22 protein-coding genes are annotated in these 23,736 nt (G+C 75.4%); 11 read left to right on the top strand and 11 right to left on the bottom strand.

The window, feature by feature from the left end:
- Nucleotides 1-2 precede the first annotated feature (2 nt).
- From ACIA5A_RS16415 to ACIA5A_RS16435, 5 genes are all read right to left on the bottom strand, one after another.
- Nucleotides 3-1,076: a radical SAM protein gene (locus ACIA5A_RS16415; RefSeq protein ID WP_396762292.1), complete on the bottom strand. Its 1,074-nt coding sequence runs from the start codon at nucleotides 1,074-1,076 to the stop codon at nucleotides 3-5.
- Between the two features lie 28 nt (nucleotides 1,077-1,104).
- A complete protein-coding gene (locus ACIA5A_RS16420; RefSeq protein WP_396762295.1) occupies nucleotides 1,105-1,950 on the bottom strand; it encodes a class I SAM-dependent methyltransferase in 846 nt (281 codons plus the stop codon).
- Nucleotides 1,947-2,441 (bottom strand): hypothetical protein, encoded by a 495-nt coding sequence (locus ACIA5A_RS16425; protein ID WP_396762298.1) that lies wholly within the window; start codon nucleotides 2,439-2,441, stop codon nucleotides 1,947-1,949. The genes ACIA5A_RS16420 and ACIA5A_RS16425 overlap by 4 nt, the downstream gene beginning before the upstream one ends.
- 2 nt (nucleotides 2,442-2,443) lie before the next feature.
- Complete coding sequence (locus ACIA5A_RS16430; protein WP_396762300.1) at nucleotides 2,444-2,905, bottom strand: glycosyltransferase; 462 nt, start codon at nucleotides 2,903-2,905, stop codon at nucleotides 2,444-2,446.
- A gap of 214 nt (nucleotides 2,906-3,119) precedes the next feature.
- Nucleotides 3,120-3,797: a Crp/Fnr family transcriptional regulator gene (locus ACIA5A_RS16435; RefSeq protein ID WP_088976469.1), complete on the bottom strand. Its 678-nt coding sequence runs from the start codon at nucleotides 3,795-3,797 to the stop codon at nucleotides 3,120-3,122.
- Nucleotides 3,798-3,972: 175 nt separating this feature from the next.
- On the opposite strand from ACIA5A_RS16435, the gene ACIA5A_RS16440 reads away from it, so the two are divergent.
- From ACIA5A_RS16440 to ACIA5A_RS16465, 6 genes are all read left to right on the top strand, one after another.
- Nucleotides 3,973-4,635 (top strand): adenosylcobinamide amidohydrolase, encoded by a 663-nt coding sequence (locus ACIA5A_RS16440; RefSeq protein WP_396762303.1) that lies wholly within the window; start codon nucleotides 3,973-3,975, stop codon nucleotides 4,633-4,635.
- A 190-nt stretch (nucleotides 4,636-4,825) separates the two neighbouring features.
- On the top strand, nucleotides 4,826-5,974 hold the full coding sequence (locus ACIA5A_RS16445) for a CapA family protein (protein ID WP_396762642.1): 1,149 nt from the start codon (nucleotides 4,826-4,828) through the stop codon (nucleotides 5,972-5,974).
- Nucleotides 5,975-6,033: 59 nt separating this feature from the next.
- Complete coding sequence (gene nth, locus ACIA5A_RS16450; protein WP_396762306.1) at nucleotides 6,034-6,813, top strand: endonuclease III; 780 nt, start codon at nucleotides 6,034-6,036, stop codon at nucleotides 6,811-6,813.
- The gene (locus ACIA5A_RS16455) at nucleotides 6,810-7,415 is read left to right on the top strand and encodes a TlpA disulfide reductase family protein (protein ID WP_181570760.1); all 606 of its coding nucleotides are present in this window, start codon (nucleotides 6,810-6,812) and stop codon (nucleotides 7,413-7,415) included. The genes nth and ACIA5A_RS16455 overlap by 4 nt, the downstream gene beginning before the upstream one ends.
- Nucleotides 7,412-8,101, top strand: coding sequence for an NUDIX hydrolase (locus ACIA5A_RS16460; protein WP_396762309.1), 690 nt, complete (start codon nucleotides 7,412-7,414; stop codon nucleotides 8,099-8,101). Before ACIA5A_RS16455 ends, ACIA5A_RS16460 begins: the two co-directional genes overlap by 4 nt.
- 76 nt (nucleotides 8,102-8,177) lie before the next feature.
- Nucleotides 8,178-9,356, top strand: a complete 1,179-nt coding sequence (locus ACIA5A_RS16465) for a MarP family serine protease (protein WP_181570758.1) — start codon at nucleotides 8,178-8,180, stop codon at nucleotides 9,354-9,356.
- A 34-nt stretch (nucleotides 9,357-9,390) separates the two neighbouring features.
- On the opposite strand, the gene ACIA5A_RS16470 is transcribed toward ACIA5A_RS16465, so the two are convergent.
- The 4 genes from ACIA5A_RS16470 to eccCa all read right to left on the bottom strand — a co-directional run bounded on the left by ACIA5A_RS16470 (nucleotide 9,391) and on the right by eccCa (nucleotide 16,315).
- A complete protein-coding gene (locus ACIA5A_RS16470; RefSeq protein ID WP_396762313.1) occupies nucleotides 9,391-10,116 on the bottom strand; it encodes a phosphatase PAP2 family protein in 726 nt (241 codons plus the stop codon).
- Nucleotides 10,117-10,146: 30 nt separating this feature from the next.
- On the bottom strand, nucleotides 10,147-10,941 hold the full coding sequence (locus tag ACIA5A_RS16475; RefSeq protein WP_396762316.1) for a phosphatase PAP2 family protein: 795 nt from the start codon (nucleotides 10,939-10,941) through the stop codon (nucleotides 10,147-10,149).
- A 39-nt stretch (nucleotides 10,942-10,980) separates the two neighbouring features.
- Entirely contained in the window at nucleotides 10,981-12,282 is a 1,302-nt protein-coding gene (mycP, locus tag ACIA5A_RS16480; protein WP_396762645.1) for a type VII secretion-associated serine protease mycosin, read from the bottom strand.
- Nucleotides 12,283-12,361: 79 nt separating this feature from the next.
- Nucleotides 12,362-16,315: a type VII secretion protein EccCa gene (eccCa, locus tag ACIA5A_RS16485; protein WP_396762319.1), complete on the bottom strand. Its 3,954-nt coding sequence runs from the start codon at nucleotides 16,313-16,315 to the stop codon at nucleotides 12,362-12,364.
- A gap of 101 nt (nucleotides 16,316-16,416) precedes the next feature.
- Between eccCa and eccD the strand changes: the two genes are divergently transcribed.
- The gene (eccD, locus tag ACIA5A_RS16490) at nucleotides 16,417-17,799 is read left to right on the top strand and encodes a type VII secretion integral membrane protein EccD (protein ID WP_396762322.1); all 1,383 of its coding nucleotides are present in this window, start codon (nucleotides 16,417-16,419) and stop codon (nucleotides 17,797-17,799) included.
- A gap of 53 nt (nucleotides 17,800-17,852) precedes the next feature.
- Here eccD and ACIA5A_RS16495 read toward each other — a convergent pair whose 3' ends face one another.
- Nucleotides 17,853-18,359 carry an inorganic diphosphatase gene (locus ACIA5A_RS16495; RefSeq protein ID WP_091070192.1) on the bottom strand — a complete coding sequence of 169 codons (507 nt, stop codon included), beginning with the start codon at nucleotides 18,357-18,359 and terminating at the stop codon, nucleotides 17,853-17,855.
- A 453-nt stretch (nucleotides 18,360-18,812) separates the two neighbouring features.
- Between ACIA5A_RS16495 and dacB the strand changes: the two genes are divergently transcribed.
- The 3 genes from dacB to tilS all read left to right on the top strand — a co-directional run bounded on the left by dacB (nucleotide 18,813) and on the right by tilS (nucleotide 22,386).
- Nucleotides 18,813-20,225: a D-alanyl-D-alanine carboxypeptidase/D-alanyl-D-alanine-endopeptidase gene (dacB, locus tag ACIA5A_RS16500; protein ID WP_396762648.1), complete on the top strand. Its 1,413-nt coding sequence runs from the start codon at nucleotides 18,813-18,815 to the stop codon at nucleotides 20,223-20,225.
- A gap of 66 nt (nucleotides 20,226-20,291) precedes the next feature.
- Complete coding sequence (locus ACIA5A_RS16505; protein WP_396762325.1) at nucleotides 20,292-21,359, top strand: zinc-dependent metalloprotease; 1,068 nt, start codon at nucleotides 20,292-20,294, stop codon at nucleotides 21,357-21,359.
- A gap of 22 nt (nucleotides 21,360-21,381) precedes the next feature.
- The gene (gene tilS / locus ACIA5A_RS16510; protein ID WP_396762651.1) at nucleotides 21,382-22,386 is read left to right on the top strand and encodes a tRNA lysidine(34) synthetase TilS; all 1,005 of its coding nucleotides are present in this window, start codon (nucleotides 21,382-21,384) and stop codon (nucleotides 22,384-22,386) included.
- 49 nt (nucleotides 22,387-22,435) lie between these two features.
- Here tilS and ACIA5A_RS16515 read toward each other — a convergent pair whose 3' ends face one another.
- Nucleotides 22,436-23,395, bottom strand: coding sequence for a GlxA family transcriptional regulator (locus ACIA5A_RS16515; protein WP_396762328.1), 960 nt, complete (start codon nucleotides 23,393-23,395; stop codon nucleotides 22,436-22,438).
- Between the two features lie 150 nt (nucleotides 23,396-23,545).
- Between ACIA5A_RS16515 and ACIA5A_RS16520 the strand changes: the two genes are divergently transcribed.
- Nucleotides 23,546-23,683, top strand: a complete 138-nt coding sequence (locus ACIA5A_RS16520; RefSeq protein ID WP_181570747.1) for a hypothetical protein — start codon at nucleotides 23,546-23,548, stop codon at nucleotides 23,681-23,683.
- The last annotated feature ends 53 nt before the right edge of the window (nucleotides 23,684-23,736 follow it).

Genomic DNA, 23,736 nt, shown 5'->3' on the forward strand with positions numbered 1-23,736 from the left:
GCTCAGACAAGGCTGCGCCGCCCCCGCCGCCACTGCCGGTCGGCCAGGTAGGTGCCCGGTCGCCAGCGCAGGTTGAGGCTGTAGTTGCTGCCGCAGCCCACGCACTCCTTGCGGAACAGCTTCGCGTGCTCGGCGCGGTATTCCGGAGCGTCCACGATCTCGGCGATCGGACGTTCCCGGACCGAGGCGGTCGGATCGTGCGCCCAGCAACCGCCGATCTCCCCACGGGAGTGCACCATCAGCTTGAGCTGCGACTCGGCGCAGGGCAGGTCGCGCTGCACCAGGTCGTCGAAGTGCCCGCGCAGGTAGCGCAGCTCCGAGTAGCGCGGCAGCCACCGCCGGTCCGCGCGGGCCATCGCCTCCAGCTCGGCCAGCGCCGCGTCGAGCCGGTCGCCGGCCACGTCGGTCTGCCCGGTCACCGCCTCGGTGCGGAACAGGAACGTCCGGTCGGTGACCAGGTTGAGATAGAGCGTCACGTCCAACTCCTGGGCCAGCGCCGCGATGCCGGGCAGGCTGTCCACGTTGTCCCGCATGACGGTGAAGTTCATCCGCACCTTCAGGCCGAGCCGGTCGCGCTCCGCGATCAGGTTCCGCAGGTGCCGGGTCGTCGTCTCGAACGCGCCGAGCCGGCCCCGGATCCGGTCGTGCACCAACGCCGTCGGGCCGTCGACGGACACGTTGAAGCTGCGTACGCCGGCGGCGAGCACCTCGGTCAAAACGGGCGGGGTGAGCCGGATGCCGTTGGTGTTCAGATGCAGGTGGCGCACCCCCACCTCGGTGGCGTACGCCATCAGCGCCGGCGCGTCCGGCCGGATCAGCGGCTCACCGCCGGTGAAGTTCACCTTGTGGATGCGCAGCGCGACGAGTTGGCGCAGCACGTCCCGCCACTCCTCGGTGGACAGCTCGCCCCTGGTGTTGGTGGTCCAGCAGCCGCAGCTCGTGCAGCGCAGGTTGCAGTTGTCGGTCAGGAACAGCTCCGCGACGAGCGGGCGCACGTGCAGGCGCGGCGCGATCCGCTCCTTGACCGCGAGCCGGCCGAAGAACCAGGCCAGCCGGGCGGTGTCGGTCACGCTCACGGTCGCCTCCGGGTGGTGTCGGGCTCGTTCACGGGCGTCTCCGGGCGACGACAAAGAGGTTGGCCGCGTGGAACAGCCGGCCGTCGAGGTGGATGCCGCGCTCCAGCAGGCGGCGCACCGGGCCGCCGGTCAGCAGCGCCGGGATCTGCAACCAGCGCCAGAACAGGTTGGCGCCGGTCACCGTGGTCGGCGTGAAGCCGGCCGCGTGCAGCAGTCGGAGCAGGTCGGCGGTGCGGTAGTTGGTGTGCCGGTCCCGGCCGACCGACATGTCGCCGCGCAGGTCGTCGGAGAGGTCGGCGAACCGGCTGTGCCACACCTGCGAGCCGAACCGCCACGAGTAGACCCGGCGGTGCAGCCGGGGGAAGTCGAACTTGGCGTTGTCGGGGTCGAGGAAGGTGAACACGTGCCGGCGCGGCACGGTGAGCACCAGCAGCCCGCCGGGAGCGAGCACCCGGTGCGTCTCGGCGAGCACCGCCGCCTCGTCGGGCACGTGCTCCAGCACGTCGAGCAGGCTGACCGAGTCGAAGCGGCCGTCGGCGAAGGGCAGCGGCGCGCCCACGCGGAGCCGGTGCAGTGGCAGGTCCGGGTGGCGGGCGGCCAGCCCGGCCAGGTAGCCCGGGTGCGGGTCGGCGCCCTCGCAGGTCACCGTGCCGTGCTCGTGCAGCGCGGCGAGGAACTCCCCGGGACCGCAGCCCAGGTCGAGGTGCCGGCCGGTGCGCCCGGCCAGCGTCGTCCAGGCGAACGCGTAGCGACGCAGCGGGTGGGTGGCGAAGGGCGGGGCGCCGGTCGCCTCGCCGACGCCGCCCGTCGGACCGGCGGGGCGTTCCTGCGCACGGCCCGTCGGACCGGCGGGACGCTCGTCGGCGTGGCTCATCGGACCAGCCGGGCGCAGAGCGCGTCCAGCGTGTCGGCCAGCCGCGCACCGTCGACCGCCCTCGGCAACTGTCGCTCGGCGACCAGCCGCCGCTGCCGCTCGGGGTGCGCGTCCACCACGGCCGGCAGGTCGGCCACCTCCCAGACCGCGACCACCCGGCCGGAGCGTTCCTCCTCGCGCAGGTAGGCGACCTGGTGGTCGTTGCCCATCTCGCCCCGCGCGGCCTCCCGGGCCACCGCGACCGGCACCCGGCCGAGCCGCTGCACCAGCCGAACCGTGTTGCCCGCGTGGGTGATCACCACGTCGGCCGCCGCGAGCCGCTCCCGCAGGTCGTCCAGGGGCAGGAACGCGGCGTACGGGCAGGGCGGCGTCACGGTCGAGGTGCCGGTCTGGACGAACACCTCGTGCGCGGCGCAGAGCGGCGCGACGGCCTCGACCAGGCGGTCGAACGGCCACGGCCCCATGCCGACGGTGACCAGGACGCGGGCCATGGTCAGTAGAGCTCCCCGATGAGCACCGCGCGGGGCCGGGACGCCAGCAGTGCGGGCCGCTGGACCAGCACGGCGGCGGCGAGCCGGGAGCAGAGTCGGGCGGCGGCCCCGGCCGGCCCGGTCATGTTGAACGTCTCCAGCCAGAGCGACGGCACTCCGAGCAGGCGAGCGGCGAGAAAGACGCCGACGGCCACCCCGGTGCCGGCGGACACCACCACGTCGGGTCGCTCCCGGCGCAGCAGTCGCAGCGCCCGCCAGGTCGCCGGCAGCACCCGGAGCCGGGTGCGGGTGGACAGCTCGGGCTGCCAGTGCACCCGCTGACCGGCCAGCGCGACCTCGGTGTCGGGGGCGTGGACCGCCACCCAGACCGGGTCGTGCCGTTCCCACCAGGGGCGCAGGGCGAGCAGGTCCAGCAGGACACCGCCGCTGCTGGAGACGAGGAGAATCCGGTACCGCCGGCCCATCACGTCACGCTATCGCAGAGTCGCGGCTCAGGGCGTCCCCGTCCAGGTTGGACGGCGGGAACGGTCAGCGACCGTCCCGGGGGCCGAAGACAGTGAGCGCGTCCAGTCCGGCGGACCTGGTCGGACAAGATCGGCTCGGACGGAACCGGCCCGGACCGCGCGAGGCGGGCCGGGCCGGAACGAGGCGGGGCCGGGAGCGCCGGCCGGAGGTGCGTCAGACGCGCGCGCGGCGGGCCAGGCGCTCCGGGTCGAGGATGATGATGCTCTTGCCGTCCAGCCGCAGCCAGCCACGGGAGGCGAAGTCGGCGAGCGCCTTGTTGACCGTCTCCCGGGAGGCGCCGACGAGCTGGGCGATCTCCTCCTGGGTGAGGTCGTGGGTCACCCGCAGCACGCCGCCGTCACGGGTGCCGAACCGGCCGGCCATCTGGAGCAGGTTCTTGGCGACCCGGCCGGGCACGTCCGTGAAGATCAGGTCGGCGAGCGAGTCGTTCGTCCGGCGCAGCCTGCGGGCCAGCACCCGGAGCAACTGCTCGGCGATCTCGGGCCGGTTGTTGAGCCACGGCCGCAGGGCCTGCTTGCGCAGCCGGACCAGCCGGGTGTCGGTGACCGCGGTGGCGGTCGCCGTCCGCGGGCCGGGGTCGAACAGCGACAACTCGCCGACCATGTCCGACGGGCCCATCACGGCGATCAGGTTCTGCCGGCCGTCCGCAGCGCGGCGACCGACCTTGATCTTGCCGGACAGGAGGATGTAGAGACTGTCGCCGGGCTCACCCTCGTTGAAGACGACCTCGCCCTTGCGGACGTCGATCGTCTCCATCTCCTTGGCGAGCGCCTCGGCCGCCTCCGGGTCGACACCCTGGAAGATCCCGCTGCGGGCCAGTACCTCGTCCATCGCGCACCTCCGCCTGCGCGTGCCGTCCGTCGGCCCGGGTCCGCCGTCCGCTGATCCCTCGCGCGCCGCCAGTCTAGGCGCACATGAGCAGGAATCGGAGGTGCACCCCTGGATCCCCGCCCTCCGGGCCGGGCCGGCACCACCCGTTCCCACCTGTGATCGTAGGGTGACCGGCGTGCTGAGTGAGCCGACCCTGACCAGCCGGGCCGAGTCCGGGCGGGACGTCCCGCTGCTGTGCTGGCGGGCGCCGGCGCCGCTGCTGGCGGTCGGGTCCGCCCCGCTGGGTGGGGGGATCGGCGTCCGCCGGTGGGTGCTGAACGCGACAGTGCCGATGTCGTACGACCGGGACGATCCCGCCGCCCACCTGGCCGAACTGGCCCGCGGCCTCGACCTGGACGGGCCCGGGGTCGGGCTGCTGACCGGCGTGGACGTGACCGAGGTGGTGCGCCGGACCGACGGCGGCGTGCGGGTCTGGGCGACCGTCGGGCTGGGCACCCCCGTGTGGGCCGCCGCGCCCGCGCCCGCGACGCCCGCCCAGCGGGTCGGCACGGTCAACATCGTCGTGCACGTGCCCGTCCGGCTCGGCGACGCGGCGCTTGTCAACGCGGTGGCCACCGCGACCGAGGCGAAGGCGCAGGCGATCTGGGAGCTGGGGCTGCCGGCCACCGGCACGGCCACCGACGCGGTCACCGTGCTCTGCCCGGCCGACGGCGAGCCGGCCCCCTACGGCGGTCCCCGCTCGACCTGGGGCGCCCCGCTGGCCCGTGCCGTGCACGCCGCCGTCCGGGCCGGCGGCGCGGGCCCGGTCGTGCCCTGGTCCGACCGGCAGGCCGGCTGACATGCCCTCGTCCGACCGGCGGTCCGTCGAGCCCCGCCGAGAACCGCCGGTCCGGGTGTTCCGGCCATTCGGTCCTCGTCGTGGCGTTCCCGGCACGGTAGCGTCGCCGACGATGTACGCTCCCGCCCGCTCTGCGTCCCGTTCCCGCCGCGCCGTCGGCCCGCACCCCGTCGGCCCCGGCCGGCGCGGCCTGCCCGGCTCGCGCCTCGCCACGCTCGTCGCGCTCCTCGCCGTGCTCCTCGCCGCCGGTTGCTCGGACTCCGGCGGCGGCGACGACCCGATCTGGCAGACCGGGCAGGGCGGGGGTTCGACCGGCTCGGCCGGGCCCGACACGGCCGACCAGCCGGCGGCGCCCGGCGGTGCGACCGAGGCGTCGATCTCGCTCACCGCGACCGGCGACGTGATCATGGGCAACGCGCCGAACCGACTGCCCCCCAACGGCGGCAAGGGCTTCTTCGACGACGTGAAGTCCGCGCTCAAGGGCGATCTGGTGATGGGCAACCTGGAGGAGCCGCTCACCGACGACACCGGCGCCGGCAAGTGCGGCCCGAACCCGCAGAACTGCTACCAGTTCCGGGCCCCGCCGGGCTACGCGGCGCACCTGCGCTCGGCCGGGTTCCAGTTGCTCAACCAGGCCAACAACCACGGCAACGACTACGGGCAGCAGGGCTACGAGAACACCCAGTCGGCGCTGGAGGCGCACGGCCTCAAGCACACCGGCGCGCCGGGCGAGATCACCGTGGTCGACGTCAAGGGCGTCAAGGTGGCGGTGGTCGGCTTCTCGTCGTACCCGTGGTCCAACAGCCTGATCGACCTCGACGCCGCCAAGCAGGTCGTCGAGATGGCCAAGGGGATGGCCAAGCTGGTGGTGGTGCAGGTGCACATGGGCGCCGAGGGCGCCGACCGGACGCGGGTGAAGCCGGGCACCGAGACGTACGTCGGCGAGAACCGGGGCGACCCGATGCGCTTCGCCCGTACCGTGATCGACGCCGGCGCCGACCTGGTGGTCGGGCACGGCCCGCACGTGCTGCGCGGCATGGAGTTCTACCAGGGCCGGCTGATCGCCTACAGCCTGGGCAACTTCGCCGGCGGCGGGAAGTCGCTGAACAGCTCCGGCCGGCTCGGCTGGGGCGGCGTGCTCAAGGTGTCGCTCACCGCCGAGGGGCGTTTCGTCGGCGGCACGTTCACCTCGACCGCGATGAACGGCGTCGGCCGGCCCGCCGTGGACCGGCAGGACCGGGGCCTCGGGCTGGTCCGCGAGGTGACCCGGGCGGACTTCCCGGACACCGGCGCGAAGATCGACGCGTCCGGGAAGATCAGCGCCCCGGCGGGTGGCTGAGCGCACGCCGCCCGCGTCGACCCACCGGAGCGTCGGCCCCGCGACGTAGGCTGGCCGTCGTGACCACGCGCTCCCCCGAGACCGACCTCGGCCGTACGCGTCGGGCCCGCCGCATCGGGCGGGTGCTGACCGAGACCCACCCCGACGCGCACTGTGAACTCGACCACTCCAGCGCGTTGGAGCTGGCGGTCGCCACGATCCTGTCCGCCCAGTGCACCGACAAGAAGGTCAACGAGGTCACGCCGAAGCTCTTCGCCCGCTACCGCAGCGCCGCCGACTACGCCGGGGCGGACCGGGGCGAGATGGAGGAGCTGATCCGGCCCACCGGGTTCTACCGCAACAAGACCAGCTCGCTGATCAACCTGGGCCGGGCGCTCTGCGAGCGCTACGACGGCGAGGTGCCCGGCAAACTGGCCGACCTGGTCACCCTGCCGGGGATCGGGCGTAAGACCGCCAACGTCATCCTCGGCAACGCGTTCGACGTCCCGGGCATCACCGTCGACACCCACTTCCAGCGGCTGGTGCAGCGCTGGCAGCTCACCGCCGAGACCGACCCGGTCAAGATCGAGCACGCGATCGGCGCGCTCTACCCGAAGCGCGACTGGACGATGCTGTCGCACCGGATCATCTTCCACGGCCGCCGGGTCTGCCACGCCCGCAAGCCGGCCTGCGGCGCGTGCACGCTGGCGACGCTCTGCCCCGCCTACGGCACCGGGCCGACCGAGCCGGCCGCGGCGGCGAAGCTGCTGAAGGGGCCCCGTGCGCGGGACCTCGCGGCGGCCGTCGGCCTCGACCCCGAACTGGTGCCGCAGCAGGCGGCCGCGGCGGACGCGCCGTGAACCGCCGGCTCGCCCTCCTGCTGGTCCCGCTGCTGCTCGCCGGGGCGGGCTGCACCGCCACGGCCGAGGAGCCGGCCGGCCCGGCGCCGGCCACCCGGGCGGAACGCCCGTCCCCGTTCGCCGACTGCGCCCCGCTGACCGTCGCGCCGGCCTCGGCCGCGCCGTCGCCGGCCGGCAAGCCCGGTGACCCGCTGCCCGACCTGGCGCTCAACTGCTTCACCGGCGGCGCGCCGGTGAAGCTGCGCGATGTCAAGGGCCCCGCCGTGATCAACGTGTGGGCCTCGTGGTGCCCGCCGTGCCGCAAGGAGCTGCCCGCCTTCCAGCGGCTCAGCGAGCGGGCCGACGGCAGGTTCCAGGTCATCGGCGTGAACAGCCGGGACAGCCGAGGCGGCGCGCAGTCCATCGGCGAGGACTACGGCGTCGCGTTCCCGATGCTCGTCGACCAGGGCGACGCGTTCGAGCGCGCGCTCGAACGCAGCGCCTTCCCGCTGACCGTCCTGGTCGGCGCGGACGGCCGGATCCGGCACGTCGAGGCCACCGGCGCGCTGGACGACGCCCGCCTCGCGACGCTGGTGCGGACCCACCTCGGGGTGCGGGTGTGACCGGACAGCCCCCGGCCTGGTTCGACCCGCTGCTGGGCCGGCTCGGCACCGCGCGGGCGGAGGACTTCACCCGGCTCACCACGCCGGAGACCGGCGGCCGGGAGAGCGCCGTGCTGGTGCTGCTCGGCGAGGAGCCCGGCGCCGGGCCGGACGTGCTCGTCCTGCAACGCGCCGCGACCCTGCGCAACCACGCCGGCCAGCCGGCCTTCCCCGGCGGCGCCGCCGACCCGGAGGACGCCGACGCCCGGGCCACCGCGCTGCGCGAGGCGAACGAGGAGGTCGGCCTCGACCCGTCGAGCGTCACCGTGCTGGCCGAGCTGCCCCGGCTGTGGATCCCGGTCAGCGACTTCGTGGTCACCCCGGTGCTCGCCTGGTGGCACGACCCGCACCCGGTGCACCCGCGCGAGCCGGCCGAGGTCGCGCACGTAGCCCGGCTGCCGGTCGCCGAGCTGGTCGACCCGGACAACCGCATGCGGGTCCGCCACTCCAGCGGCTGGATCGGCCCGGCGTTCTCGGTGCGCGGCATGCTGGTCTGGGGCTTCACCGCCGGGGTGATCGACAGGTTGCTGGAGCTGGGCGGATGGGCCCGGCCCTGGCCACGCTCGCGGGTGGTGGAGCTGCCGCCCGTCGTCGCACCCGCGCCGTCGGCCGGCACCGACGCCGCCGACGAGAGTCCGGTGCGCTGATCACCCGCACGCATCCTCAGGTCACGTTCAGCGAGCGCTGAGCCGCCCGCGGGCCCGGTGCCCGTACCCTTGGGGCGTGTCCGCCGTGGATCTCGTTCTGCTCCTGCTCATGCTCGTGTTCGCGATCAGCGGATACCGTCAGGGCTTCGTCATCGGTGCCCTGTCGTTCTCCGGGTTCTTCCTGGGCGCGTTGCTCGGCCTCCAGATCGGCCCGCTGATCGCCCGGCAGTTCGCGGCCAGCGGCACCCGGGTGCTGGTCTCCCTGGTGGCGATCTTCGGGCTCGCCGTGCTGGGTCAGGCGCTGGCCGGCTGGCTCGGTTCCAACCTGCGCGCGGCCATCACCGGCCCGGCCGGCAAGAAGGTCGACGACGTCGGCGGCGCGTTCATCTCGGTCATCGCGGTCATGCTGGTGGCCTGGCTGGTGGCGGTGCCGCTGGGCTCCTCCTCGGTGCCCTGGCTGGCCGCATCGGTCAAGGACAGCGCGCTGCTCACCGTGGTGGACCGGGTGCTGCCCGACCGGGCCCAGGACCTCTCCACCGCGCTGCGGGACACCGTTGACACCAACGGCTTCCCGGACGTGTTCAACGGGCTGGGCAGCACCAACGCGCGGCAGGTCTCGCCGCCCGACCCGGCGCTGGCGAACTCCCAGGTGGTGCAGAACAGCAAGCGGTCCGTGGTGAAGGTGCTCGGCTCCGCGCCGAGCTGCTCCCGCCGGATCGAGGGCTCCGGCTTCGTCTACGCCGACGACCGGGTGATGACCAACGCGCACGTGGTGGCCGGCACCCGCTCGGTGGCGGTGGAACTGCGCGGCGAGCGCTACGACGGTGAGGTGGTGGTCTACGACCCGGACCGGGACCTGGCCGTGCTCTACGTGCCGGGGCTGCCCGGCCCGTCGCTGCGCTTCGCCGCCGGGGCGGCCGCCAGCGGCGCCGACGCGATCGTCCTCGGCTTCCCCCTCGACGGCCCGTACGACGCCCGGCCGGCCCGGGTCCGCGACGTCGACCGGATCACCGGGCCGGACATCTACTCGTCAGGTGACGTGACGCGGGAGATCTACACGATCCGCGCGCTGGTGCGCAGCGGCAACTCCGGCGGCCCGCTGGTCTCCTCGAACGGCCTGGTGCTCGGGGTGATCTTCGCGGCGGCGGCGGACGACCCGAACACCGGCTTCGCGGTGACCGCCGCCGAGGCGCGGTCGGTGGCGCTGGCCGGCGCGGAGCGTACCCGGGGCGTCGCCACCGGCGACTGCACCTGACAAGCGGTTCTGAACCGGCCGCCCGGCGCGGCGGTCAGCCGCCCGCCGGAGCCCCGGCCGGCGCGACGTCGTCGCCCGGCCGGATCGACGACAGTTTCGCGCGGCCCCAGGTGAGCGTCTTGTCGAGCACCGCCCGCGCCATGATCGCCACGCACGTGCCGCCGTTGAGGAACGAGGCCACCACGTCGCTCGGGTGGTGCATGCCCCGGTACATGCGGGTGAGCGCCACCCCGACCGGCACCAGCACCAGCAGCGTCCACCAGGCGGCCTTGGCCGGGGTGCTGCGCGCCCGCAGCGCCAGGAGCAGCGCCAGGCCGACGTAGAGCGCGGTCGCCGCCGAGGTGTGCCCGGAGGGGAAGCTGGAGGTCGGCGGGGACGCGTCCATGTGCTCCACCGCCGGCCGCTGCCTGTCGATCACCATGGTGGTGAAGAAGAAGACGAGCGCCTGGGCGGTGACCGCCGCGCAGAGGAAGATCGGCTCCCGCCAGCGGTGCAGCACCAGCCGCAGCACCAGCGCGGCCAGCACCGTCACCACGACGATCATCTGAGTGCTGGCCAGCGTGCTGAAGACCAGCGACACGTCGTTCCACCCCGGCGACCGGTCGCCCGCGAACTCGCGGTTCACCCCGTCCTCGACGGTGAACGGCCAGGTGTGCGTCAGCACCCGGGTGACCAGGAGACCCAACCCCACCATGACGGCGAAGAGCAGGGACACCGGCAGCAGGACGCGCCGGGCGATCTGGACCGCGACATCGGACATGAGCCGCCCATTACCCCGCCGCGCGCGCCGCTACGCTCCCCGGCTCTCCGGCCCCGGATCGGCCAGTTCCGGCTCGACCCCCTCGCGCAGCGGCCGGGTCGGACGGTGACCGACGCCGATCCGCCAGGTGGCGAAACCGGCCGCGGTGGCCGCGACCACGGCCACCCCCAGCACCCAGCCGCCCACCACGTCGCTGGTCCAGTGCACGCCGAGCGCGATCCGGCTGAGCCCGGTCACCACCGTGAGCAGCACCGCCGCGGCCCACAACGCGACCCGCCCGGCCGGGCTGTGCCGGGCGAACGGCAGGAAGACCAGCAGCAGCACCCCGGCGGCCAGCGCCGCGTTCAACGCGTGCCCGGACGGGAACGAGTAGCCGGCCGCCCGGGCCACCGGCTCCAGCAGGTCCGGCCGGTTCCGGCCGACAAGCAGCTTGAGCAACGCGCCGAGCAGCCCGCCGACCACCATCGTGGTGACCACCCAGACGGCCAACCGGGGCGCCCGCCGCCACAGCAGCCAGACCACCACGACCGCGGCGGCCACCCGCAGCGGGCCGGGCCCGAAGACGTGCGTCCACACGGTCATCGCCCGGACCCACGCCGGATGCGCCAGCGCGTAGCCGTGGAACGCGTCGGTGACCGACGCGTCCAGCCGGAGCAACGGCGGCCACGCGCCCAGCACCAGCAGGGCGAGCAGGGCGAACGGCACCAGCACCAGGATCGCCGCGGCGGCGGCCAGGGTGAGCCGCAGACCCAGCGACTGGTCGGGGTCCAGGCGGCGGCTCCGCCAGGACCGGTCGCGGGTGGCCGTCGGACCGGTGTTGTTCATGCGCCGTTCACTACCCCGAGTACGCCCCGGTCAGACCGCTCAGCGGCGGACCCGCCGGAACCGGCGCACCATCAGCGCGGCGCCGGTGAGCAGGGCGACGAACAGTGCCACGCCGACCCAGAGCCGCTCCGGCGCGGAGACCTCGGCCTGGCCCGCCGGGCGGGCCGACCAGCCGGTCTGCTTCGGGCCACCGAACGGGTCGCCGCCCTGCCCCGCCGCCGCGGCCCGGGTGCCCGGATCCGCCCCGGGGGCCGGCCCGAAGCCCACCACGCCGGGGGAGGCGTTGTCGTCCAACGGGTTCCGCCCCACCGGTGCCACGTCGGCGGTGAGCGCGGCCACCGGGTCCACCATGCCGTAGCCGAACCGGTCGTCCCGGCCGGTCGGGCCGAGGTCCCGGGCGGTGCTGACCAGGCGGTTGACCACGTCACCGGCGGTCATCTGCGGATAGCGGGCGCGGACCAGGGCGGCCGTCGCGGCGACCAGCGGCGCGGCGAAGCTGGTGCCCTGCACCCGCCAGTAGCCGCCCCGGGACCGGGCGCCGTAGAGGGCGGTGGCCGGCGCGCTGAGGACCGTCTCGTGGCCGGTGATCGAACCGGACCAGAGGTTCTCGCTGTTCCGGTCCAGGCCGGTGACCGCCAGCACGCCCGGCTCGCGGGCCGGATACCAGACCTTGGTGGTGGTCGAGGTGGCCAGGTTGCCGGTGCAGGCGACCACCACCACGTCCCGGGCGAACGCGTAGTCGAGCGCCGCGGCCAGGGCCGGGCTGTCGCCGCTGCCGCCGAGCGACAGGTTGATCACCCGGGCGCCGTGGTCGACCGCCCAGCGCACCGCCTTCGCGATGACCAGGGCGTCGTCGTACCGGTTCTCGGCGTCGAGCACCCGGATCGGCAGGATCTTGGCGTCCGGCGCCAGGCCCACCACACCCCGGTCGTCGTCGTCGCGCCCGGCGATCAGGCCGGCCACCGTGGTGCCGTGCCCGACCGGGTCCGGCTCGGTCCGGCCGGCGTCCGGGTCGACCAGGTCGAGGCCGGGCAACACCTGGCCGGCCAGGTCGGGGTGCGACCCGTCCACCCCGGAGTCGATCACCGCGACCACCACGCCGCGCCCGGTGGAGGTCCGCCAGGCGGTCTTCGCCCGCAGCTCCGCCAACTGCCACTGTTCGTCCCGGACCTGGTCGGTGCGGAGCGCGGCGACCGGGGCGGCCGGCGCGGCGTGCGCCGGCGGGGCCAGCGGGGCGGCGGTGACCGCCAGCGCCGCCGCGGCGGCGAGCAGCGCCCGCCCGGCGAGACGCCGCGACGGCGCGTCGGGACATCCCTGCCGATCCCTGGTCACATTCCCCAGCCATTCCGTCGCTTCCGACACACGCTGCTCGGAGATTACCGGTTGTCCCCGCCGTCACGGGGCAACTCCGCGCTCCCGGTCACCCGGGCGGAAGATGAGCCAACTGGACCAGACGTACGCCCTCACGGCGGGTGACCAGACGGGCCCGGCCCGGCGGCAGCGGCCCGGCCTTCACCTGACCGACGAGCGGCCCCTCCTCCGGCCCGCCCGACATCACCAGCCCCGCCGTGGACAACTCCCGCAACCGCTGGATGATCGGCTCGTACGCGGTCCGGCCCGCGCCCCCGGAACGCCGCGCCAGCACCAGGTGCAGACCCACGTCCCGGGCGTGCGGAAGGTGCTCCTCCAACGCGCGCAGCGGGTTCGTCGGCCCGCCCGCCACCAGGTCGTAGTCGTCCACCAGGACGAACAGCTCCGGCCCGGTCCACCACGAGCGGGTGCGCAACTCGGCCGGGGTCACCTCCGGGCCGGGCTGCCGACCCTGCAGGTAGCCGGCCGCCGACTCGATCAGCTCGGTGGCGTGCGGCGCGGCCGTGCCGTAGCCGATCAGGTGCGGCGTCTCGATCGTGCCCATCAGGCTGCGCCGGTAGTCGACCAGGATCACCCGGGCCTGCTCCGGGGTGAACCGGGCGACGATCGAGGTGGCCAGCGCGCGCAGGAACGACGACTTGCCGCACTCGGCGTCGCCGAAGACCACGAAGTTCGGCTCGGTGGCGAAGTCCAGCACCACCGGGGACAGGTCCGCCTCGGCCACCCCCACCGGGAACGCCAGCCCGGTGGTCGCGTTCCGGTCCAGCTCGGCGTAGGGCAGCACCGGCGGGAGGAGCCGCACCCGGGGCGCCACCGGCCCGGTCCACCCGCCGGCCACGGCCTTGACCAGGTCGCCGGTCTCGCCGCCGGCGGCCAGCCGGGAGTGCGCGGTGAGGAAGTGCAGCCCACCGGCGGTGATGCCGCGTCCCGGCCGCTCCTCCGGCACGGTCGCCGCCAGCGCGCGCTTGACCACCACCGAGTCGGACGGGTCACCGAGACGCAGCTCCAGCCGGGAGCCGAACAGGTCGCGGATCGCCGGCCGGAAGTCCGACCAGCGCAGCGCGCTCGCCACCACGTGCACCCCGTACGCCAGCCCACGGGTGGCCAGCTCGGTGACAAGCGGTTCCAGGTCCTCGTACTCGCCGCGCAGCGTGTTCCAACCGTCGACGACCAGGAACACGTCCCCGAACGGGTCGGCCCCGGCCGCGCCACCCGCCGGGGCCGCGGCCCGCCGGCGACGCCACGCCGCCATCGACTCCACCCCGGACTCGGTGAACCGCCGCTCCCGCTCGGCGAGCAGGCCGGCGACCTCGCCCACGGTGCGGCGGACCGCGGTCCCGTCGGTCCGCCCGCTCACGCCGCCGACGTGCGGCAGGTCGCGCAGCGCGCCGAGCGTCCCGCCGCCGAAGTCGAGACAGTAGACCTGCACCTCGGCCGGCGTGTGGGTGAGCGCCAGCGCGCAGATCAGCGCGCGCAGCAGCCCGGACCGGCCGCTGCGGGTGGTGCCGACCACCGCGACGTGCCCGGCCGCGCCGTCCAGGGCCAGCCACAGCAGGTCCCGCCGCTGCTCGAACGGCTTGTCCACCACGGCCACCGGCACCTGCAACGCGCCGTGCAGCTCGGGATTGGCCACGGTGAGCCCCCGGACCGGGTCGGCGCCGACCGGGCCGAGCAGCTCGTCGAGCGTGGGGGAGGCGTCCAGCGGGGGCAGCCACACCTGGTGCGCCGGCGGGCCCTGCCCGGCGAGCCGGTCGACCATCTTCTCGAGCAGCGTCTCGCCGCTCTCCTCCTCGGCCCCCAGGGCGGCCGGCGTGGTCGGCCGGGGCACCGGGGACAGGTGGGTGGAGAACGCGAGCACCCGCGCCGCGCCGCCGCCGGCGGCGCCCGCTCCGCCGGTGCGGCGACGCACCGCCCCGGAGACGTACGCGGCTTTGAACCGCACGAGCGGGTCGGTGCCGGAGCGCAGGTAGCCGTGCCCCGGACTGCGGGGCAGCTCGTGCGCGTCCGGCACGCCGAGCACCGTCCGGGACTCCAGCGCCGAGAACGTGCGCAACCCGATCCGGTACGACAGGTGGGTGTCCAGCCCGCGCAGCCGCCCCTCCTCCAGCCGCTGGCTGGCCAGCAGCAGGTGCACCCCGAGCGACCGGCCGAGCCGGCCGATCTGCACGAAGAGGTCGATGAAGTCGGGCTTGGCGGAGAGCAGCTCGGAGAACTCGTCGCAGATCAGCAGCAGCGACGGCAGCGGGGCGAGCGGGCTGCCGGCCGCGCGGGCCCGCTCGTAGTCGCGGACGCTCGCGAAGTTGCCGGCCCGGCGCAGCAGCTCCTGCCGGCGCATCAGCTCGCCGTTGATCGCGTCGACCATACGGTCGACAAGCGGCAGCGCGTCGGCCAGGTTGGTGATCACGGCGGCGGTGTGCGGCAACCGCTCGAACGGCGCGAAGGTGGCGCCGCCCTTGAAGTCGACGAGCACGAAGTTGAGCTGCTCGGAGCTGTGCGTGGCGGCCAGCCCGAGGACCAGCGTGCGGAGCAGCTCCGACTTGCCCGAGCCGGTGGCGCCGATCAGCAGCCCGTGCGGGCCCATGCCGTCCAGCGCCGACTCCTTCAGGTCGAGGTCGATCGCCCCGCCGTCGGCGCCCACCCCGATCGGCACCCGCAGCCGGTCCCGGGCGGCGCGCGGCGCCCAGCCCTGCTCGGCGGTGAAACGCTCCGGGTCGCCGAGACCGAGCAGTTCCGGCAGGCCCGGCTCGGCGCCGGGTGGCGCGTCCGGGCCGCGTACCGTGCCGGCCAGCCGCAGCGGCGCGAGCCGCCGGGCGACCGCCTCCGCGTCCGCCGGCGCGAGTGCGTCGGCGGCGCCCACCTCGGCGTGCCCCTCCGCCGAGTGCGAGTGCAACCGGCCGTCGACCAGGTCGAGCAGCAGGGCGTACCGGTCGAGCAGCCGGGGCGGCGGGGTGTCCAGGTCGAGCACGGTGACCGCGTCGATGCCGCCGTCGCCGGCCAGGTCGGTCGCCCCGGTCAGGTCGCCGCCGTCGAGCACCACGACCACGTGCGGCCCGTCGGTCGCCGGGCCGTGCGGGCTGAACCGGGACCGGCTGCCGAGCACGTCGCCGAGGAGGTGTTCCAGATCGGCGGCGGAGCTGGTGACCAGGCGCACCGGGCCGAGCGCGTCGGTGCGGGCCGGATGGTGGGCGTGCGGCAGCCACTTCACCCACTCCCACCGGTCCCGGCGTTCCGGGCCGGCGCAGACCGCGACCAGCAGCTCGTCGGGGGCGTGGAAGACGGCGAGCTGGGTGAGCACCGCCCGGGCCAGCGCCTGCGCGGCCGGCGAGCCGGAGCCGCGCACCTCGCCGGCCGGGCCGCGCACGAAGACCCGGGCGAAGCTGCGCAGCGACAGCGCCACCGGCAGGTCCGGCACCACCGAGTACGCGTCGAGGAAGCGCCGCAGCGCCCCGGCGGTCATCGGCTCCAGCTCCTCCAGCGGCCTGGTGACCGGCGGGACCAGCGGGGTGGCCAGCGTCTGCGGCCCGACGCCGACCCGGACCACGGCGAAGTCCGGGTCGCCGGGGCGGCGCTCCCACACCCGGTGGCTGTCGACGGTGGACCAGAGCCGCCCCGGCTCCGGGTGCCGGTAGGACAGGCCGGCCCGCTGGGCGCCGGCGGTCTCCCGGACCCGGCGGCGCAGGGTGGCCAGGTGCCGCAGGTACTCCCGGCGGGCGGCCATCAGCTCCGACTTCTTCGGCCCGGCGTTGCCCCAGGTGGTCACCAGCATCGCCAGCGAGGAGAGTCCGAACATCCCGCCCACCACGTACGAGTAGGCGCCGCCGCCCCGGCCGAACATCATCGCCATCGCCACCGTGCCGCCGAGCATCGGCAGCACCAGCAGCGCCTGCTGCCAGCGCCCACCGGTCGCCGCGGGGATCTCCGGCGGCGCCTCGACGGGCAGCTCGCCGACCGGGATCTCCGGGGCCGGTCGGCGTGGCGGCCGCTTGATGACGACAGTGGACACACAGCCTCCCATGGCTCTCGGTAACCCGAGCCTGGCTCATAGTAGGTAAAGTCCTCTCGTCCGTCAGCCCACCGATCCGGCTCGATGATGGAGATACGTCGATGACAAGCGGGCTCGCCCGGGTCACGATCAGCGCGCCCCGCCGCCGCGTCGACGTGGCCCTGCCGGAGCAGGTTCCCCTGGCCGAGCTGCTGCCGGAGGTGCTGCGGCACGCCGGGGAGGGGCTCGCCGACGACGGCGAACGGCACGGCGGGTGGGTGCTGCGCCGCACCGACGGCGCGGTGCTGGCCACCGCCCAGGCGCTGCTGCCGCAGGGCGTCCGCGACGGCGAGGTGCTGCACCTCGTGCCGGCCCGCGCCGAGTGGCCCGAGCTGGAGTACGACGACGTGGTCGAGGCGATCGTCGACGGTGCCCGCCGCCGGGGCGCCGCCTGGTCGGCCGGGGCCACCCGGGTCGCCGCGCTGGCCGGCGCCGCCGTGCCGCTCGGAGTCGGGCTGGTCGCCGTGCTGGCCGCCGGTCCCGGGGGAGACGGCTGGCCGGTCGCCGCCGCGGTCGCGCTGATCCTGGTGCTCGCCGCCGGCGCGGCCTCCCGCGCCTACTCCGACGGCCCGGCCGGCGTCACCCTCGGCGGATATGCGCTGCCCTGGGCGGCGGCGGCCGGCGCGCTCGCGGTCGGCTCCGGCGATCCGGTCGGCCCGGTCCCCGGCCTGCGCTGGGTCGGCGCGCCCGAGCTGCTCGTCGGCTCGGTGGGGCTGCTGCTGGCGGCGGTGCTCGCCCTGCTCGGCGTGGCGCACCGGTCCCGGGTCCCGGTGGCCGGCGTGACGGTCGGCGTGGCCGGCGCGGCGGTCGCCCTCGGGGCGTTGCCGCTCGGCCCGGCCGGCGCGGCGGCGGTGCTGCTCGCCGTGCTGGTCTTCGCGCTCGGCGGGCTGCCGCTGCTGGCCATCCGGGTCGGCAAGCTACCCCTGCCGCCGCTCACCCTGCCCACCCCGGCCGGCACCCGTGACCTGCCCGACCGGGGGCGGGTGCACGCGGCGGTGGCCCGGGCCGAGGAGGCGCTGACCGGGATGCTGCTCGGGCACGCGGTGCTGGCGGTGGGCGCCGCCGCGGTGCTGGTGGCCACCGGCGGGACGGCCGGGCGGCTGCTGGTCGCGGTCGGTTGCGCGGTGCTGCTGCTGCGCTCCCGGCTCTTCGTGGCGGTCCGGCACCGGGTGCCCGCCGTCACCGCCGGGCTGGCCGGCTACCTGCTGCTCGGCGCGGTGCTCGCGGAGCGGGCAGGGCCGGGCGGCCGGCTCGCGCTGACCGCCGGCGGGCTGGCCCTGGCCCTGGTGGCGGTCACCGCCGGCGCCACGTACGCCCGCCGGGCGGTCTCGCCGTACCTGGGCCGGCTGGCCGACCTGACCGACACCGCGCTGGTGGTCGCGGTGGTGCCGGTGGCCTGCGCGGTGCTCGACCTCTACGACCGGGCCCGTGGCCTGCTGGCCTGAACACGACGAAGCCCGGGTCGACCGTGCGACCCGGGCCCCGAGAAGTCTCGCCGTCAGTGCAGCGTCTCGCCGCGCTCCGCGGCCTCCTTGGCCCGGCGGTACGAGTTGACGATCTCCGCCTCGGCCTCGACCCGACCCACCCAGGTGGCGCCCTCGACCGACTTGCCCGGCTCCAGGTCCTTGTAGACCTCGAAGAAGTGCTGGATCTCCAGGCGGTCGAACTCGCCCAGGTGGTGGATGTCGCGCAGGTGCTCCTGGCGCGGGTCCTCGTAGGGCACGCAGAGGACCTTGTCGTCGCCGCCCTTCTCGTCGGTCATCCGGAACATGCCGATGGTGCGGCAGCGGATCAGGCAACCCGGGAAGGTCGGCTCGGGCACCAGCACCAGCGCGTCCAGCGGGTCGCCGTCCTCGCCCAGGGTGCCCTCGATGAAGCCGTAGTCGGCGGGGTACTGGGTGGAGGTGAAGAGGGTGCGGTCCAGCCGGATCCGGCCGGTCGCGTGGTCCACCTCGTACTTGTTGCGGTGACCCTTGGGGATCTCAACCGTGACGTCGAAATCCATCTTCCACGCTCCCTCGTTTGCCCACGCTGGCTAACGGAAACCACCGGCTCGCCGCCCGCCCGGGGAGGAACGCCCCCCGTCGGCTCCGGCCGCCGCATAGTGTTCGGACCGAAGTAGTGTCACCCAAGGCGATTTCGAGCGGGGGAGGAGGGGGCCGTGGGGAGGGAAGATTCACACTACCGCCCCGAGGGGGTTGACGGCCGGCGGTCCGCCGGATCCGGTTCCGGGCCCGCCGGCGCCACCGGGCGGGTGTCCGTCCCCGGCGCCAACGTCACCCACCGTGGCGCCCCCGCCACCGGGTCGGCCCGTGTCGGCCGCCCCGACGACCGGGCGCACCCGGGCGCCTGGCCGGCCCCGATCCCGGTGAGCCCGCCCGTCCCGCCGGTCGGGACGGCCCCGCCGCCGCCCGCCGCGCCGCCCGCCGGCCCGCGCCGCCGGGGCCGGCTGATCGCGGTGCTCGCCACGGTGCTGGTGCTGGTCCTCGCCACGGCCGGGCTGGCCGTGCTCCGACCCGGCCCGGTCGCCGGCTGGCTGGGCAGCGAGGCCACCCCGTCCGGCGCGACCGCCGCGCCGCCCGAGCCCGACCCGCAGGCGGTGCTCGCCGGCCCGGACGCCAACGCGCCGCTGCCCAGCGGCGCCGGCATCCGCGCCGCCCTGGATCCGCTGGTGCGCGCCGCCGTCCTCGGCGACCGGGTGAACGTGTCGGTGGCGGACGTGACCACCGGCCAGGCGCTCTACGGCAGCGGACCGGACACGCCCACCGTGCCCGCCTCGGTGACCAAGCTGGCCACCGCCGTGGCGGTGCTCTCCGCGCGCGGTCCGGCCCACCGGATCCCCACCCGCGCGGTGGCCGGCGCCAACCCGGGCGAGGTGGTCCTGGTCGGCGGCGGCGACCCCACCCTGGCGGTGGACCGCAAGAACGCCTTCTACCCGGGCGCGGCCCGGCTGGACGACCTCGCCGCCCAGGTGCGCACCGCGCTCGGCGGCACCGCGCCGACGAAGGTGATCGTGGACTCGTCGCTGTTCAGCGGCCCGGTCTTCGAGCCCGGCTGGGACGCGGACATCCCCACCGGCGGGTTCGGCGCGGCGATCACCGCGTTGATGACCGACGGCGCCCGCAAGGACCCGGCGCGGGCCCGGCGCACCGCCGAGGAGACCAACCACGCCGCGGACCGGGTCCCCGATCCCGACCTGACCGCCGGCCGGCAGTTCGCGAAGTTGCTCGGGCTCGCCGGGAGCGCCGCGCAGGTGACGCGGGGGACCGCGCCGGCCGCCGGTGCGGCCGGCCAGCCCGGCGCCGAGCTGGGCAAGGTCGAGTCGCTGCCGGTGATCCGGCAGGTCGACATCATGATCAGCGACAGCGACAACGTGATCGCCGAGGCGATGGCCCGTCAGGTCGCGTTGGCCAAGGGCAAGCCCGGCTCCTTCGCCGGCGGCGCGGCGGCCACCGACGAGGTGCTCGGCGGGCTGGGGCTGCCGGCCGGCGAGATCAGCCTGGCCGACGGCAGCGGCCTGTCCCGCACCAACCGGATCAGCCCGTCCCTGCTCACCGACCTGATCACGCTCGCCGGGAACGGGAGCCACCCGGAGCTGGCCGCGATCTTCGGCGGCCTGCCGGTCGGCGGCTGGTCCGGCACGCTGGACGAGCGCTACCGGGCGGACGCCACCCGGACCGGCGCGGGCGTGGTGCGCGCCAAGACCGGCACGCTGAGCGGGGTGAACGCCATCGCCGGGACGGTGACCACCGCCGACGGCCGGCTGCTCACGTTCGCCGTGCTCACCGACCGGACGCAGGGCTCGCTCGACGAGACCCGGCAGGCGCTCGACCGGATCACGTCCGCGCTGGCCGGCTGCGGCTGTCGCTGACCGACGGACGTCGATCGGCCGCCGCGAGCCCGGGTGGGGGTGTCGCGGCGCGGGTACGGTGGGTTCATGGCGCAGTTCGTGGACTGGGATCTGGCCGCCGCCACCGCGGGGGCGCTGAGCAAGTCGGGCCCTCGGGTGTCGTACTCCGAGGCCACCGACGTGGTCGGCGACCTGCGCCGGCTGACCGAGGAGGCGGCCGGTCACGTGGCCGACTACACCGGCCTGCGGGCCCAGGTGGCCCACCCGCCGGTACGGGTGGTCGACCGCCGGGACTGGGCGGCGGCCAACATCGCCGGCCTGCGCGAGGTGGTCACCCCGCTTGTCGAGCGCCTCTCCGGCGACAAGCGCCCGGGCGCGTTCACCGAGGCGGTCGGCTCCCGGCTCACCGGGGTGCAGGCCGGCACCGTGCTGGCCTACCTGTCCGGCCGGGTGCTCGGCCAGTACGAGGTCTTCGCCGGCGACCCCGGCCAGTTGCTGCTGGTGGCCCCGAACATCGTCGAGGTGGAGCGGAAGCTCGGCGCCGACCCGCGCGACTTCCGGTTGTGGGTCTGCCTGCACGAGGTGACCCACCGCACCCAGTTCACCGCCGTGCCGTGGATGCGCGCCTACTTCCTCGGTGAGGTGCAGGCGTTCGTGGACGCCTCGCAGGGTGGCGAGCACGTGCTGGAGCGCCTGCGCCGTGGCGTGGCCACGCTCTCCGACGCGGTCAAGGACCCGGACAGCCGCGCCAGCGTGCTCGACATCGTGCAGACCCCGGCGCAGCGCGCCGTGCTGGACCGGTTGACCGCGCTGATGACGCTGCTGGAGGGGCACGCCGAGTTCGTGATGGACGGCGTCGGCCCGACGGTCATCCCCAGCGTCGAGTCGATCCGGGCGGCGTTCAACCGCCGCCGGGAGTCCGGCAACCCGCTGGAGAAGGCGATCCGGCGGCTGCTCGGCGTCGAGGTCAAGATGCGCCAGTACGCCGAGGGGCGCAAGTTCGTGCACGGCGTGGTGGAGCGGGTCGGCATGGTCGGCTTCAACAAGATCTTCTCTTCGCCGCTGACGCTGCCCCGGCTCGACGAGCTGGGTGACCCGGAGGCCTGGGTGTCCCGGGTGCACGGGCCGGCCGGTGCCACCCCGACCGCCGGCTGAACCGGCCGCGCCGCCCGGCCGGGTGCCGCCCACCCCGTCGCCGGCGCCGGCCGTCGCCGCCGTGCGCCTCGCGGTACGCCGGCTGCTGACCGGGCTGCCCGGTGCCGGCCCGGTGCTGGTGGCCTGCTCCGGCGGCCCGGACTCGCTGGCCCTGGCCGCGGCCACCGCGTTCGTGGCGCCCCGGCTCGGCCGCCCGGCCGGCCTGCTGACCGTCGACCACGCCCTGCAACCGGGCTCGACCGAGCGGGCCGACGCGGTCGCCGGCTGGGCCCGTACCGCCGGGTTCGACCTGGTCGAGGTGCTTCCGGTGCGGGTGGCCGGCCGGCCCGGCGGCCCGGAGGCGGCTGCCCGCACCGCCCGCTACGAGGCGCTGGTCGCGGCCGCGAAGCGCTGCGACGCGGCCGGGGTGCTGCTCGGGCACACCCGGGACGACCAGGCGGAGACCGTGCTGCTCGCGCTGGCGCGGGGCGCCGGGCCGCGTGGGCTGTCCGGGATGCCGGAGCGGCGGGAGCTGTACGGGGTGCCGCTGCTGCGTCCGCTGCTCGACGTGGCGCGGTCCGACACCGCTGCGGCCTGCGCCGCGCTCGGCCTGACCGCGTGGGCCGACCCGCACAACACCGACCCGGCGTACGCGCGGGCCCGGGTGCGGGCCGAGGCGTTGCCGGCGCTCGTCGACGCGCTCGGGCCGGCGGTGGTGGCGAACCTGGCCCGGACCGCCCGCCTGCTCGCGGCCGACGCCGCCGCGTTGGACGCGCTGGCCGCCGCTGCGCTGGACGACGTCCGGGCGGCCGGCGGCGGGCTCTCGGTGGACGGGCTGGCCGCGTTGCCGGCGGCGGTCCGCACCCGGGTGCTGCACGCCTGGGCGCGGGAGCTGGGCGCGCCGCCGGCCGACCTGTCCCACCGGCACGTGGCGGCGCTGGACGCCCTGGTCACCGACTGGCGCGGGCAGGGCCCCGCGCACCTGCCCGGCGGCCTGCCGGTGCGCCGCGATTCAAGCCGCCTGGTGCAAGGAGGGGGCCCCGCTTAACGCCTCCGGTATAGGCGGGGGCCCCGCTTGACGAGGCAGCGCGGGCCGGTCAGGCGTCGACGCGCTCGCGGAAGGTGGTCCGGTATGCCTGCGGCGTGGTGCCGACCCGGCGGGTGAAGTGGTGCCGCAGCGCGGCCGCGTCGCCGAAGCCGGCCCGGCCGGCGACGCTCTCCACGGTGAGCGCGGTGTCCTCCAGCAACCGGCGGGCCAGCAGCACCCGCTGGTTGGTGAGCCAGTCGTGCGGCGTGGTGCCGGTCTCGGCGCGGAACCGGCGGGCGAAGGTGCGCGGGGCCATCTGAGCCCGGGCGGCCAGCTCGTCCACGGTCACGGCGCGGTCCAGGTGGCCCATCAGCCACTCCAGCACCGGTTCGAGGGTGGGCGCCTCCGGCGCCTTCGGGATGGGCGCCTCGACGTACTGGGCCTGGCCGCCGTCGCGGTGCGGCGGGACGACCATCCGCCGGGCCAGCCGGGTGGCCACGGCCGAGCCGTGCTCCTGGCGGACCAGATGCAGGCAGGCGTCGATCCCGGCGGCGGTGCCGGCGCTGGTGAGCAGCCGGCCGTCCTGCACGTAGAGCGAGTTGCACCGGACCCGGGCGGTGGGGAACTGCTCCTGGAGCTCGTCCACGTGCCGCCAGTGCGTGGTGCAGTCGCGGCCGTCGAGCAGGCCGGCCCGGCCCAGCACGAACGCGCCGGAGCAGACGCTGAGCAGCCACGCGCCCCGCTCGGCGGCGCGCCGTAGCGCGGCGAGGACGGGCTCCGGCACGGCGGTGTCGCCCGAGTGCGCCGGCACCGCCACCAGGTCGGCGTCGTCGACCGGGGCGAGGTCGGCGGTGGGGGTGAGCAGAAAGCCGGAGCGGCTGCGCACCGGCCCGCCGTCGGCGGTGCAGACGTCGAACCGGTAGCCCGGGAAGCCGTCGACGGTGCGGTCGGTGCCGAACACCTCGGCGAGCACGCCGAGTTCGAACGCGGCGACCTCGTCGAGGGCGATGACGGCGACCGAGCGGAGCATGTGACGAGGGTAACCCGACAGGTGGCAGAAAATCGATGCCCAATGGCATGTCTGCCACTGTCCGCACCAGACGGCGGGCCGCAGACTTGGTGGTGTCCGGTGCGCACCGGCGGCGAAATCAGCCTCAACCATCTGAAAGCGAGCGCCGCCGTGACCGTTCTGCTGCTCCTGCTCTTTCTGTTCCTCCTCGTCGGGGCCAGCGCCCTCGGGCTCACCGCCGACACCCGCGACTCGGCCGACTGGAAGCCGACCGACGACGGGCGGCGCTGGCGCTCCCGCACCTGCTGAGGTGATTTGTTCTGTTCGCGCCGAATATCCCCGGCGGGACCGCGCCAAAAGGG

The organism is Micromonospora sp. NPDC051300 (assembly GCF_044455315.1).
Lineage (GTDB): Bacteria > Actinomycetota > Actinomycetes > Mycobacteriales > Micromonosporaceae > Micromonospora > Micromonospora robiginosa.

Coding starts and splice junctions, on each gene's coding strand:
- eccD (WP_396762322.1), top strand. CDS start 16,417: ATGACAAGCGGGCTCGCCCGGGTCACGATCAGCGCGCCCCGCCGCCGC.
- ACIA5A_RS16435 (WP_088976469.1), bottom strand. CDS start 3,797: ATGGACGAGGTACTGGCCCGCAGCGGGATCTTCCAGGGTGTCGACCCG.
- ACIA5A_RS16430 (WP_396762300.1), bottom strand. CDS start 2,905: ATGGGCCGGCGGTACCGGATTCTCCTCGTCTCCAGCAGCGGCGGTGTC.
- ACIA5A_RS16475 (WP_396762316.1), bottom strand. CDS start 10,941: ATGAACAACACCGGTCCGACGGCCACCCGCGACCGGTCCTGGCGGAGC.
- ACIA5A_RS16495 (WP_091070192.1), bottom strand. CDS start 18,359: ATGGATTTCGACGTCACGGTTGAGATCCCCAAGGGTCACCGCAACAAG.
- ACIA5A_RS16425 (WP_396762298.1), bottom strand. CDS start 2,441: ATGGCCCGCGTCCTGGTCACCGTCGGCATGGGGCCGTGGCCGTTCGAC.
- ACIA5A_RS16470 (WP_396762313.1), bottom strand. CDS start 10,116: ATGTCCGATGTCGCGGTCCAGATCGCCCGGCGCGTCCTGCTGCCGGTG.
- ACIA5A_RS16515 (WP_396762328.1), bottom strand. CDS start 23,395: ATGCTCCGCTCGGTCGCCGTCATCGCCCTCGACGAGGTCGCCGCGTTC.
- ACIA5A_RS16420 (WP_396762295.1), bottom strand. CDS start 1,950: ATGAGCCACGCCGACGAGCGTCCCGCCGGTCCGACGGGCCGTGCGCAG.
- ACIA5A_RS16505 (WP_396762325.1), top strand. CDS start 20,292: ATGGCGCAGTTCGTGGACTGGGATCTGGCCGCCGCCACCGCGGGGGCG.